Source organism: Metabacillus sediminilitoris, from assembly GCF_009720625.1.
In the GTDB taxonomy this organism is placed as follows: domain Bacteria; phylum Bacillota; class Bacilli; order Bacillales; family Bacillaceae; genus Metabacillus; species Metabacillus sediminilitoris.
In genome coordinates, this window is sequence record NZ_CP046266.1 from 4,947,582 (window position 1) to 4,961,158 (window position 13,577).

Below are 13,577 nucleotides of genomic sequence, written 5' to 3' on the forward strand. Positions count from 1 at the left end.
ATCCTGTTATACCCTTTTAAGCTGTTTTTAAATCCCCAGTTTAAGAAGATTTTTTATCATCCACAAAAAATAGCAAGGATCTGAGATGAACTCAGGATCCTTGCTATTTTTGACTTCTATGACGCGCTCGGAGGGATTCGAACCCCCGGCAGACGTGGTACCGGAAACCAATTAAGAACATTTTATTATCTTTCACAGTGTATGGATTTCCCGTTTTTTCAGGGGTATTATATAGATAGTTTAGTAAGTTCACATCATATTTTTCGTATTGCGTTAGTACTTCTATTTGCAATTTTGTTTGCAAACATTATTATTTTGTTCCATTATATAATTTCATTAAAAGTATATATTTTTGATATTATAGCTGATTTTCTACTAGATAAATAACCGAAACTATATGCCTATCGATAAAGCTTTTAAACTTGCTTGTTTTTAGGTTGTATGTGTGGATGACCTTTACAATTATGAGGAGTGAATATCATGCATGGTTTTAGATCATTCTTATACACATTATCAAAAATCCTAGGAGATGTAAATACTGTAAAAAAGGTACTATTGGAAAGAGGATCGTAAGAAGAGTAGCAGGAAAAGTAACTGGTAAAATATTTGGGGAATTATTCAAATGAAAGACCACCTATTATTAGGGGGTCTTTTTTATGCGCAATTTAGTTGGTTTCGTACTTGTGGTTAGCAGCTGATAATGTTGGATCGTTTGAATATGCGTGGTTGTCTTTTCACCTGACAAAAGGCTTTAATGTATTCATTTTGAATTCATTTTATAATATTTACCAATAAAGCCAATGTTGGTGACGTTGTAGAAATTGAAGGAGATAAAGTAAAAGTATTAAAGAATGAAACTGAAAAGCTAAGACGAGAAATTGAAGATTTAATGAAGGATATTTGGGAAGATTAGATATAAATAACCCTCTCTTTTCTAAGGAGAGGGCTTTTGTACTTCTTCAATAAGTACGAACCAAGTTAAAAAAATAAATTGATTTACTTCTTACTTGCCTTTGCCACAGTTACCTTTGCTGTCGGACTCACATTATTAGCAGCATCTTTTGCTGTAACTGTCAATTTTGCTCCTGCTTTTTGAGCCGTAATTTTAACAGAAAAATCACCTTTGGATGTAGCTTTGGCAGTACCTAGTCCTGTTTTTCCATGCCTAACATTAACAGAAGAATTAGGTTCAGCTTTTCCAGTTACCACTTTGTCATTACTATCCACCTTATTTACAGTTGGCATTGTGGGCTTTACATTATCTACAAATGAAGCCATGAAAGCATACATATCGTCATAAGTATTATCATCAAGATCGTATGTATTATCATAGTCAAATGCAGATATGTAATATGTACCTCCTTTATGCACTTGATATACCTGCACTTCGACATCCCCATTAAACTCTGATCCTAAGTATTCTAAGTTACCATTATCTTTATAATCTTTTTCAAAAGTACCAAAAGCTAGTTCAATAGCATAAGAGTTTGAAGAACCTGCTACCAAAAATAAACCTTTCTTTGGTATTGTTACCTTAAAAATATCGGTATCGTACATAGGTAGAAATTGCCCATACATCAATCTATTAAGTAACATTGAGTCTGCTACTCTAAATTCGTCATTATATTCACTCTCAAACAATGGATCTTTGTTAGCAGCGCTAATGCTTTTGTTACCATTAATATTTTTTGAGTTTTGAGTACCTTTCAATGTTTTTAGAGAATTAGTCTCAAATACCTCAAACACACGAGAATTATGAATGTCTTCATTTAGTGGTTTTTTCAATTCATTTTGTTGATCAATCGCTTTTTTTGACAATTCATACTGATTATCCTCTGCATGAACAGTGCCTAATGATAGTGATGAAAATATTAAGCCTACAGTTAAAATTGATATAATTCCCCTTTTATTCATCTAAACTCTCCTCTTTAGTTATTTGTATCTATATCAATTTTACTATATATTTCCTTTTAACAGGAAATATTTTCATTTCTGTTTTTCGACAGGATTTTACAATCTAAATATTGATCGGATCAATATTGGAATATTTGTAATTAATTCGATAGGCACAATAATAACAATGAGTATTCTAAATGTGAAAAAAGATAAAGGGTTTAATAAATTTGAAGAGTCCATTATATTAGATGAACTTGTGGAGTAACTAATTTTAAAGATATAAATGAAGTATAGGAAGAATAAATAAAATCCCCTCTCATGAACTGTGCCCCACATTACGGACAGTTTAAAAAAAGTGCCTATGCTGCTAATAAGTAACCCCGGTATTGTGCCGGGGTCATTTTCATTAAGCCCCATTGATAACGGTAGTTGTTATAATCCTCTATTACTCTATCGATTTCTATTTTCACTTCAGATATACTTTCACACGTTTTAAACTCAGCCAAATCCTTGAAGTGGCCAAAGAATCCTTCCATTGGGGCATTGTCCCAACAATTCCCCTTGCGGGACATGGATTGTGTTAGTCCTAATTTCTTTACTTTCATCTGGAATTCAGGATGAGTATAGTGAAACCCTTGATCTGAATGTAAGATTGCTTCCGGATGGAAGTAGCCATTTACTGCTTTTTCTAACTTTATCAGTGTCTTATGTACAATATCCATTTTCAAGGAAGTCGATAAATAATAAGCTAGGATTTCTTTCGTTGTTCCATCTTTAACGCAAGATAAATAAGCCTTCTGTCCATTACCATAATAAATATAGGTAATATCCGTAAGTAACACTTTCCCTGGCTCTTCCTGGCTAAATTCACGATTAAGGATATTGGGGCAGGTACGATGTTCCTGAGTCGCCCTTGTTATTTTTCGATAAGGATTTGTCCTTCTAATCTTGGCTACTAGATTATATTTAGCCATCAACCGTCTAATCTTCTTGTGGTTCATCACAGCTAAATAATCATTCTCCAAGAACATTTTGATTTGAAGGGCTCCAACCTTCTCCTTTTTACTTATAAAGATATGCCTAATTAGTTCTATATCTAATTCGTCCTTCTCTTCTCGAAGTTCCCGTGATAAGGCAGACTTTAGCCAGTCATAATAGCCACTACGACTTACACCTGCTAATTTGCATAGGTAGGTAACAGAACCCTTCAACTGGTGTTCCCTAATTGTCTTCTCAATCAAATAAAACGTTTCAGCCTTTGTTAATATCTTTTCTTCTTCAACGCCTGCCTTTCTAATTCTTCTAGCTTTTTTAAAAAATCATTCTCAGCCTCTAGGAATTTAATCCGAGCTTCTGCCTTCTTAAGTTGTTCCTCTACAGAAAGGGATTTTGAGGATGGTCTCCCTGTACTTCCCTTACCACGACGTTCCGTAAGGAACCCTTCCTCACCAAAACGATCATAGGTTTCCCTCCATCTTTGGAGACAACGTTTAGGTTGCTTTTTGCCAATAATCTCTAATTCAAATCCATTTTCAATAAAGATCTGAGAAGGTAACTTCCCTTGTTTATATTCCTGTACTGCTTTTATCTTAAAATCAGGACTGTAGGTGATTGTCCGTTCTGAAACACTTACTATATTTGGATTTTTTTCTAATTCCTTAATTTGAAAATCTGTATATAAATTCCTCATTAAGATAATCCCCCGTTCATATTCATTAAGTTTATTATAAACGGGATTTTTTTGAGAGGTACAAAAAACCCCGAATATGGGGCACCTTTTATAGTGGTGTCCGTTATTCGGGGTATAGTTCATCATTTGGAGAAGGGCTTTTTGTTATTTCAAGAAAGTGTGTTACCCGTTGGAAAGGTACACCCTTTAGTAAGAACAAAAGGTTTATACCATTTAAAACATCTGATTCCAAGTTTTAGGTCCAACAATCCCATCTACTTTAACTCCTATTACCTCTTGAATATTCTTTACATTACTACCGGTTGATCCCTTTTTAATAATATATCCAGGATAGCCAAACTCTTTAACACTATCGTTACTATTAATACCTAATTTTTGCAAAGTAACAGGACCTACTATACCATCAACAAGAATTCCTTGCTGTTTTTGAAAAGCTCTAACAGCTTTCTCTGTCTCTTCTCCAAAAACACCATCACTACCATACCGTGGTAAACCAAATCTTTTAGAGTTTAGTTGTCTTTGCACCTTTTTAACCTGTTCACCACTATCACCAAAATCAATAAACTTACTATTATTTACACTAGATTCCTTTCCATTATCTCTTACATAGCCTGAATCATTTTTATAATATTCAGGGACTTTTCCACCGCTATCTAAGTAACGGATATATACACTCTTTACAACTTCTTTTTCGAACGTAAGAGACACAAAGTATTTTAACCTACCATTTTTTATTCCATTAATATCGATTGCATCTTCATTTGGACTATTAAACTCATAACCTTCAACTTTCCCAATTTCAAATCTCCATAATTCATGACCATCAATATGATCAATCCCCTCTTTATACTCATTACCTAATATTTGTTTAACTTGTGATTTTGACATTCCAGTAACTAAAGTTTTTCTTTAAATATTCTAGATTAATATTTACATTTACTTGCGAACTAGATGTTGCCGCATACGATTGCTCCGACGATTACTCCGGTGCTAATCGCTGTAATTCTTGCGTCAATAATAGTGCGTTTGATCCAAGTAGTGTTATCATCTATTTTATTTAACTTCTCATTCATCGAAATGATTTGTTGATCGTGCCGATCTGAAGTCCTTTCAAGTGTGGAGACGCTTTGTCCAAGTTTTTCACATCAGCTTTTAATTCAGCAATTGTATTTATTTTCTGTTGTACCTCCGTAGCCTGTAACATTGCTCTCTCCCCCTTTATATATATATATTTTTTTAGATCACCTCCATGAAGGCAAAATAAAAAGCCCTCTATGATGAGGACTAAAAGAAAATGATATTTTTTATGTGCTTGCTTCTTTCGTTCTTCAGATATTACTCAATTCACAACTTACCTTTATTAATCACAAAAAACCTTCACAACTGCCTTTTTAACTTGTTGAGGTTCCTGAACACATAGTGTTGGCATATGGGCATCTTCAGGTGAAAAGATAGTAAAACTCCCTTGATTTACCATTAATAGATCGCCATTGCCATCAAGAAACATTATATCTTTTTCTTTATGTTTTTCTACTACTTTCAATCCATCTACATTCGCATAACCCATGTACTCTTTTCCACTAATCATAAATTGAATATCAGTGTATTTATAGTGAGCTTCCCAACGTCCTTGTTCAGTATGAATAGTCTCATATTCTTGAATTAAAACAAAAATGTTATCTTCCTCAATTTCGTATTTACCAGGTGTTAATGAATTCAAGTCATTATCAATAAGAAATTGAAGTCCTTTTTTTATACGAGGATGAAGGCCATAATATAATTCAGCATTTGAAAGTTTATCGATTATCAAAGTTATCCCCCATTAAATTCAAAATAAAATCAATTATTAATTATAAGGTATAACAAATTTGTTTACCATTTTATGAGGTTAATTTATGTGGCATTTTTCTACGATTGTTTATTAATCAAGTTAAAAAAGAGCCATTTAATTGATGAATCTTATTAAATAATTATTCCCTTTTTATTATTAATTCTCTTGTTTTCTTGCCTACAGTTGAATCAACTTTCTCGACTTCACTATTCAGTAGCAAGTGCAATTTTAGTACTTTATTTGGTGTTATTTTACCTTTTCCGTGAATCAATTTATACATTCTAGGTCCAATTATTGAATCAAAATCTAATACCATTGCTTCCTCATTTGGTAAGTAGGTAACTTGTGGAATATTTTCAGGAGTTTTCACTGTCATTTTGTTTTCGTCTCTACCTCTTTGAAATAATATTAGTTCATTGTTTTTATCAATGCCACCTAATATAAACATAGAATCCAAATGCTTATTTTGTTCGTTATACATTATATCTTGAAGCAAATTTGAAATTTCATGTAAGTCATTTGGTCTTGCCTATATGGCACAGCTCCAAGCATTCTTGTAAAAACTCCGTATGATCCTCCAAAAACATTAAATTTATTAGTATCAAATCCTCTTTTATTATTTTTGTCAATTAAATAGTGTATGGAAATATTATACTAAATGTTGTATTAGTTTTTATTTCTTATAATAAATTTTCTTATCCATAAAAAAACATGCACTTATCGAACTTAAGGTTTGCAAAATGTTTGCAAACCTCTTTTTCACAAAAAAATAGCAAGGATCTGAGATCAACTCAGACCCTTGCTATTTTTGACTTCTATGACGCGCTCGGAGGGATTCGAACCCCCGGCAGACGTGGTACCGGAAACCACCGCTCTATCCAACTGAGCTACGAGCGCAAATATAACACCAGTAACGAAAATTATACGGGAACTTTCCGGTAATTTCAACTGTCTTTTTAAACCAACTTATTTTTTGCTTCGTAAGCATGGCCGTTTGAAACATGGAAAATTTGGGAAACATGAATACATGTTATGCGTAAACGGAACATAGAATGGTATAGACAAAGTTCGTGAAGGTTCTTCAGTCTTTTCGTTTGACCTTTATTGACCTTAGTTGTATGATGGAACTACATAAAGAATTACTTATTTATGCTTAACACTGTACTTAAGGATTACATAAAAATCACTATATATCCTTAGTACAATCTTTCTTATTACGAAGGAGGAATAGAAAATGAATTTAATCCCTACAGTTATTGAACAAACAAACCGTGGTGAGCGTGCTTACGACATTTACTCCCGTCTTTTAAAAGACCGTATTATTATGCTTGGTAGTGGTATTGATGATAATGTGGCAAACTCAATCGTATCACAGCTATTATTCTTAGAAGCGGAAGATCCAGAAAAAGATATTTCAATCTATATTAACAGCCCTGGTGGATCGATTACAGCTGGTATGGCGATTTACGATACAATGCAATTTATTAAACCACAAGTTTCAACTATTTGTATCGGTATGGCTGCTTCTATGGGTGCATTCCTACTTGCTGCTGGTGAAAAAGGGAAACGCTATGCCCTTCCTAACAGTGAAGTCATGATTCACCAACCACTTGGCGGAGCACAAGGTCAAGCGACTGAAATCGAAATCGCTGCTAAGCGTATTCTTTTCTTACGTGACAAATTAAACCAAATTTTATCTGAGCGTACTGGCCAGCCTCTAGATGTGATCGAGCGTGATACAGAGCGTGATAACTTTATGACAGCAAGCCGTGCATTAGAGTATGGCTTAGTTGATAAAGTGTTAGATCGCAATGTACTTGATAGCAAAAAGTAATTTTGGAAAGAATCTAGCTTTTTTTAGGTATCGGGTTGTCATACTTGGTGCTAATATGAAAAGCACATCATGATTTAAAGCGTGAATTCATACTAGAATTCACGCTTTTTTTTTCAAATAAAATTAGCGTTATATAATCTTGATGAGGGGCCTTGACCGCTTTAATTTCTTTCAAAAAGTCCTTCATAAACTCGATGAAGGACCTTTTCCGCTTTATTTTCTTTTAAAAGGTCCTTCATAAACTCGATGAGAGACCTTTTCCGCTTTATTTTCTTTCAAAAGGTCCTTCATAAACTCGATGAGAGACCTTTTTCGCTTTATTTTCTTTCAAAAAGTTCTTCATAAACTCGATGAAGGACCTTTTCCGCTTTATTTTCTTTCAAAAAGTCCTTCATAAACTCGATGAAGGACCTTTTCCACTTTATTTTCTTTCAAAAGGTCCTTCATAAACTCGATGAAGGACCTTTTCCACTTTATTTTCTTTCAAAAAGTCCTTCATAAACTCGATGAAGGACTTTCCCCACTTTATTTCCATTCAATAGATCCTTCATAACTTTGATGAAACTCTTATTTTCGTGTTAGCTACCTTTTTGTCCTTGATCTTTTTTATTATCCTTTATCTGTACAATAATATCTGTTAAAAAAGCACACCGCTTAATGTAAAAGCGGTGTGCTTATCTATTTATCCTTCTTGTTGCACATAAGCTGCTAACGTTTCAACTGCTTCTTGTTCGTCATTGCCTTCAGCAATAAGAGTAATTTCAGATCCAGAGCTGACCGCTAAGCTCATAAGACCCATAATACTTTTTGCATTAACTTTTTTACCATCTTTCTCTAGGAAAACATCTGATGAAAAACGGTTTGCTTCTTGCACAAATAATGCGGCTGGGCGAGCTTGTAATCCCGTTTTCAGGTAAACTTCAACTTTCTTTTCAATCATATTTATCTCCTCTTCTCTTCTTTATATTTATTTTAATGATAGCGGTTGGCCTGATCTTAGTTGGTCAGCAATTTGGTCTAATTTGCGCAAGCGATGGTTAATACCAGATTTGCTAATTGTTCCGCTTGATACCATTTCACCAAGTTCTTTTAATGTGACATCTTGATATTCGACTCGCAGCTTTGCAATTTCCCGAAGCTTTTCAGGTAATGCTTCTAAGCCGATTCTATCATCGATGAAGCGAATATTTTCAACCTGCCTTAATGCTGCGCCAATTGTTTTATTAAGATTAGCTGTTTCGCAGTTCACTAAGCGATTGACAGAGTTCCTCATGTCACGGACAATTCTTACATCCTCAAATCGTAGCAATGCTTGATGTGCACCTATGACATTTAATAACTCTGTTATTTTTTCTGCTTCTTTGAGATACGTAATAAAGCCTTTTTTTCGTTCTAATGTTTTACTATTTAAATCAAATGTATTCATTAACTCGCATAAAGAATCATTATGTTCTTTATAAAGCGAGAAAATTTCAAGATGGTATGAGGATGTTTCAGGGTTATTAACAGAACCGCCAGCAAGAAAAGCACCACGAATATACGAACGCTTGCAGCATTTCTTTTTTACCAGCTTTTCTGATATCCTTCTAACAAATGTGAACCCTTCCTCGATAATATTTAAATCCTCTAATATGGCTTTCGCCTTTTCGATTAGACGAACAATATACACATTGTTCTTTTTTAATCGCATTTTTTTACGAACAAGCAATTCGACTGATACATCATATTGCTTTTTTAACAATGTATAAATACGCCTTGCAATGGCGGCATTCTCCGTTTGAATATCAATCATAATCATACGGTTCGAAAATGAAAGTGAACCATTCATGCGTATGAGGGCAGATAATTCAGATTTTACACAGCAAGGTTTTACTTCCAGGTTTGTTAATTCCTTTTTTGTTTCAGATGCAAATGACAATCTCTGCACCCCCATTCTTAGCCATGCACTTATGACATTTCTTGTTGTAGGATTCCATATAAAAGCTTTGCTACTTTATTCGTGTCATGTCGAATCACACTATTTTCATAACTTACAATTTTATCTGTAATCACTTCAAGGCCTAACATTCTTAATGCCTCGATATCAAAGTGTACTGGTTTTGCAAGCTCTTCTTCATAGAGAGATTTAATATGATCAGGAATTTCCTCTTCATTTACAAGTATTGTATTCATAAATGTGCATTTCATATGATCATATAATGCTTTCACATGATCACTTGCAGAAAAGTTTAATGTTTCTCCTGCCTGTGTCATGACATTACAAATGTAAACCTTTTTTGCTTTTGCCTTACAAACCTCTTCTCCTATTTTCGGTACAAGAAGATTCGGTAATATACTTGTGTAAAGACTTCCAGGTCCTATGATAATTAAATCCGCTGCTCTAATGACATCTAATGTTTCAGGTAACGGCTCAATTTCTTTAGGTGTAAGAAAGACGCGTTTTATTTTCTTCCCTGAAAAAGGAATCTTTGATTCGCCTGAAACAATGGTGTCGTCTTCCATTTCCGCATTGAGGATGACACTAGAATTTGCTGCAGGCAATACTTTCCCACGCACCTTTAAAACCGTACTCATTTCTTTTATAGCATGAACAAAATCACCTGTAATGTTTGTCATTGCTGCAAGGATTAAATTCCCTAATGAATGTCCTGTTAAATTATTTCCTTTATTGAAACGATGTTGAAAAAGCTCCTCAATAAGAGGCTCCACATCAGATAAAGCTGCTAATACATTACGAATATCACCAGGAGGAGGTATGTTAAGTTCATCGCGAAGTCTGCCCGAGCTTCCGCCATCATCAGCGACCGTAACGATTGCTGTTATATCGACCGGATACTGCTTTAATCCCCTTAAAAGGACGGATAAACCAGTACCGCCGCCAATGATGACAACCTTAGGCAAATGTTCTTTTTTCATTTATTAATGATTCCTTCTCTTTTCAATATCTCGATGAGACACTTGAGTGTGGTAATCATTTTTAAAATGCTTTGCAATATATTCAGCAAGTGTCACAGAGCGATGCTGTCCTCCTGTACAACCAATCGCAATGACAATCTGACTTTTTCCTTCCCGCTTGTAATAAGGAAGCATAAAGCTGAGCAAATCCAAAAGCTTTTCTAAAAACTTCTGTGTTTCATTCCATTTTAGAACATATGAAGAGACTTCCTCTTCTAAGCCTGTTTTTGGCCTCATATGGTCAATATAGTGCGGATTAGGCAGGAAACGTACGTCAAACATAAGATCTGCATCAATCGGTACACCATATTTGAATCCAAATGATGTCACATTAATTGTAAAGGTATGCTCAACACTTGAAGAAAATTGCTTTAATATTTTTTCTCTTAATTCTCTAGGCTTGAGATCTGATGTATCATAAATTAGCTGTGCTCTGCCTTTAAGCTCCTCAAGCAATTCACGTTCAAGTCCGATTCCTTCTAGAGGCAGACCTTTTGATGCGAGAGGATGTGACCTGCGTGTCTCTTTATACCTTGTCACAAGTGTTGCATCTTTTGCATCAAGAAATAATATTTGCGGAGTAAGCCACGTACTTTCTGCCAAATCATCAAGTGCCTGAAAAAGATGATCAAAGAACTCTCTGCCGCGTAGATCCATGACCAATGCAACCCTATTCATTTTAGAGCCTGATTCTTTCATAAGCTCAAGAAATTTCGGTAACAATGTTGGCGGCAAATTATCCACGCAAAAGTAACCGAGATCCTCAAAACTTTGAATAGCGACGGTTTTACCTGCTCCAGACATACCGGTGATGATCACCATTTGTATCTCTTGAAGTGATGCTTGCTGAACTTTATTTTCTTCAGACATGTTCTGGTCCTCCTTTCTTTTTGTCCTATCTATGTTTAATGATTGAATGATTTTAACGTAACACAAACCCATAAATACATTGTGTTTTTGTCAGATAATCTGCCAATCTTTTTGGTTATTTCTGTCATTATTGCGGATCTAAGCGATAGGAAATAAGATCATACTCAGGTGTATATGTAAAAGTCCCATATAGCATACCTGTCCCTTTCATGACATACTCCAAGATATGATGATCGCCAGGTGCCATCGGCAAATGGTTAATGTCTTCTTTGTCATGCCACTTAATCGTACCTTCTTCTGATTCAAGGACATTTGTACCTTGGAATTCTGTTGCTAAAAATGTAAACATCATCCATTCAGAAACAATGTCTTTCCCATCTTGAATTAAAAAGGTAAATACTCCCTTTAATTGAGGATTTTTAATATATATGCCCGTTTCCTCTCGATATTCACGGGTGACAGTATCTTTTATGGATTCACCTAACTCCATTTTGCCGCCAGGTGCTACCCACCAGCCTCTTTTAGGCTTTTGGAGAAGAAGGACTTGATCACCTTCGACTAAGACGCAATTCGTTACTCTTTGCAACTTTTTCACCTCAATTTTTTACATGACAGTTGTATTTTTCTTCAGGTGGATTTTTCTTTGAATGGTGTAAAATAAAGCGAGACTTCCATCAGTGGGGGTTCTTCATTCCCCACTGATGGTTAGCGAGACTTATCGGACCTTTACGGGCAGTTATCTACAACTTAACTTCTTTGATTCTCTTGCATCTTGATGTGGGAGTTTTACTGCCCGTTAAGGTGGGATAAAGCGAGACTTCCATCAGTGGGGGTTCTTCATCCCCTACTGATGTGGTTAGCGAGACTTATCACGCACAATACGCCACATCGTGTGGCTTCGCCTGACTCGGACGTCAATCGTTCGTCAGATCTTTACGGGCAGTTATCTCCCACTGATCTTCTTTGCTTCACTTGCATCTTGAAGTGGAAGTTTTACTGCCCGTTAAAGTGGGATAAAATCGCTCTTGACTTTTATTTATTATACTATTTTAATCTTGTCTTCACAATGAACACGACTAGCCAAACTTATTTTTATATGAAGGTATGTAATGAACATGATTATGAATGATATTCATATAAAAATAGAAATTAATTGCGTGAAGCATGACGAAGACAACATACTTTATATGTATATACGGATGAGGAAGAAAACTGTTTCATTTATTTTCAATAAAATTCAAACAGTTTTGCAAACAAAAAAAGGGAGCATGGAAAGGGCGCCCATGCTCTAAATAAGTTTATTTATAAAAGGGGGTCAATTACTATTTATATAATAACCTATAATTGTTTCACTCATGTTACAGGAGAGTTAAGACAGAATTACGAATTTATGAAGATTAAAAGCGTAAGCGCCTTGATCAGGTCCGACAAGCATAAGACGCTCATGAAATGAAGGTGTTTTTTACCTTCAATTCATGAGTGGCTTATGACCTCGAGGACCTAGGCGCTGGAGCTGGATATCAAGTAGATCGTTAAGTTTACTTTACAGTTTTCAACTTTTCTGCTAATTCTTCTATATAGTGTTGTGCACTTTGTGCAGCAATACTTCCATCACCAGTAGCTGTTACAATTTGACGAAGCATTTTTTCACGAATATCTCCTGCAGCAAAAATACCTTTTACCTTTGTTTCCATGCGCTCATTTGTTTCAATATACCCATTTTCATTTGTGATACCAAGACTTTCAAATGGTTTTGATAATGGCAGCATACCAATATAAATGAAAACCCCGTCTGTCTTAAATTCTTGTTCTTCACCGTTCACCGTATTCACTAATGTTACTTTTCCAACTTTACCATCTTGTTCATGAATTTCTTTTACTGTATGGTTCCAAATGAAATCAATTTTTTCATTATCAAATGCGCGTTGTTGAAGAATTTTTTGTGCTCGTAATTCTTCACGGCGATGGACAATCGTAACCTTTGAAGCAAAACGTGTTAAATACACACCTTCTTCTACAGCGGAATCCCCGCCACCGACAACAACTAGCTCTCTTCCTTTGAAAAAGGCACCATCACATACTGCGCAATAAGAAACGCCGCGGCCGCCTAATTCTTTTTCACCAGGAACACCGATTTTCTTATATTCAGCACCAGCTGTAATGATGACGGCACGTGCTTTATATTCTTTCTTACCCGCTACAACCGTTTTATATTCTTCACCATCAATGATTTCTTTAATGTCGCCATATGCATATTCAGCCCCGAATTTCTTTGCATGGTCAAACATTTTTGTTGAAAGTTCAGGTCCTAATATATGATCGAAACCAGGATAGTTTTCTACTTCTTCCGTGTTCGCCATTTGACCGCCCGGCACTCCACGTTCAATCATTAATGTTGATAAATTTGCACGTGATGTATATACAGCTGCTGTCATACCAGCAGGACCAGCTCCTGCGATGATAACGTCATAAATTTTTTCTTCAGACACCAATGTTCACTC

Annotated in this window: 12 protein-coding genes, 1 tRNA gene and 1 pseudogene; 1 reads left to right on the forward strand and 13 read right to left on the reverse strand. The window is 35.2% G+C overall.

What is annotated here, in order from left to right:
- Positions 1–996 precede the first annotated feature (996 nt).
- From GMB29_RS23920 to GMB29_RS23950, 7 genes and pseudogenes are all read right to left on the reverse strand, one after another.
- Positions 997–1,914 carry an Ig-like domain-containing protein gene (locus GMB29_RS23920; RefSeq protein ID WP_136358951.1) on the reverse strand — a complete coding sequence of 306 codons (918 nt, stop codon included), beginning with the start codon at positions 1,912–1,914 and terminating at the stop codon, positions 997–999.
- Between the two features lie 341 nt (positions 1,915–2,255).
- Positions 2,256–3,586 (reverse strand): IS3 family transposase gene (locus tag GMB29_RS23925; protein ID WP_155443851.1). Its coding sequence is split into 2 segments (ribosomal slippage): positions 2,256–3,217 and positions 3,217–3,586, totalling 1,332 coding nucleotides; the frame shifts between segments, so codons are not numbered across the junction.
- 213 nt (positions 3,587–3,799) lie between these two features.
- Positions 3,800–4,474, reverse strand: a complete 675-nt coding sequence (locus GMB29_RS23930) for a peptidoglycan-binding domain-containing protein (protein ID WP_136352432.1) — start codon at positions 4,472–4,474, stop codon at positions 3,800–3,802.
- Positions 4,475–4,533: 59 nt separating this feature from the next.
- Positions 4,534–4,790 (reverse strand): annotated as a pseudogene (locus tag GMB29_RS23935) (hemolysin XhlA family protein).
- A 156-nt stretch (positions 4,791–4,946) separates the two neighbouring features.
- Positions 4,947–5,396: a NanQ anomerase/TabA/YiaL family protein gene (locus tag GMB29_RS23940; protein ID WP_168733800.1), complete on the reverse strand. Its 450-nt coding sequence runs from the start codon at positions 5,394–5,396 to the stop codon at positions 4,947–4,949.
- 160 nt (positions 5,397–5,556) lie between these two features.
- Positions 5,557–5,913, reverse strand: a complete 357-nt coding sequence (locus tag GMB29_RS23945) for a hypothetical protein (RefSeq protein ID WP_155443941.1) — start codon at positions 5,911–5,913, stop codon at positions 5,557–5,559.
- A 325-nt stretch (positions 5,914–6,238) separates the two neighbouring features.
- Positions 6,239–6,314: transfer RNA gene (locus GMB29_RS23950), tRNA-Arg, on the reverse strand.
- A gap of 337 nt (positions 6,315–6,651) precedes the next feature.
- On the opposite strand from GMB29_RS23950, the gene clpP reads away from it, so the two are divergent.
- Complete coding sequence (clpP, locus tag GMB29_RS23955) at positions 6,652–7,251, forward strand: ATP-dependent Clp endopeptidase proteolytic subunit ClpP (protein WP_136352429.1); 600 nt, start codon at positions 6,652–6,654, stop codon at positions 7,249–7,251.
- Between the two features lie 682 nt (positions 7,252–7,933).
- Here the strand turns inward: clpP and GMB29_RS23960 are convergent.
- From GMB29_RS23960 to trxB, 6 genes are all read right to left on the reverse strand, one after another.
- The gene (locus GMB29_RS23960) at positions 7,934–8,191 is read right to left on the reverse strand and encodes an HPr family phosphocarrier protein (protein ID WP_136352428.1); all 258 of its coding nucleotides are present in this window, start codon (positions 8,189–8,191) and stop codon (positions 7,934–7,936) included.
- Between the two features lie 27 nt (positions 8,192–8,218).
- Positions 8,219–9,169 (reverse strand): DNA-binding protein WhiA, encoded by a 951-nt coding sequence (gene whiA, locus GMB29_RS23965; RefSeq protein ID WP_136352427.1) that lies wholly within the window; start codon positions 9,167–9,169, stop codon positions 8,219–8,221.
- Positions 9,170–9,198: 29 nt separating this feature from the next.
- Positions 9,199–10,167: a gluconeogenesis factor YvcK family protein gene (locus tag GMB29_RS23970; RefSeq protein WP_136352426.1), complete on the reverse strand. Its 969-nt coding sequence runs from the start codon at positions 10,165–10,167 to the stop codon at positions 9,199–9,201.
- A gap of 3 nt (positions 10,168–10,170) precedes the next feature.
- Positions 10,171–11,076: an RNase adapter RapZ gene (rapZ, locus tag GMB29_RS23975; protein ID WP_136352425.1), complete on the reverse strand. Its 906-nt coding sequence runs from the start codon at positions 11,074–11,076 to the stop codon at positions 10,171–10,173.
- Between the two features lie 127 nt (positions 11,077–11,203).
- Positions 11,204–11,662, reverse strand: a complete 459-nt coding sequence (locus tag GMB29_RS23980; protein WP_136352424.1) for an 8-oxo-dGTP diphosphatase — start codon at positions 11,660–11,662, stop codon at positions 11,204–11,206.
- 952 nt (positions 11,663–12,614) lie between these two features.
- Positions 12,615–13,565 (reverse strand): thioredoxin-disulfide reductase, encoded by a 951-nt coding sequence (gene trxB / locus GMB29_RS23985; protein WP_136352423.1) that lies wholly within the window; start codon positions 13,563–13,565, stop codon positions 12,615–12,617.
- Between the last annotated feature and the right edge of the window lie 12 nt (positions 13,566–13,577).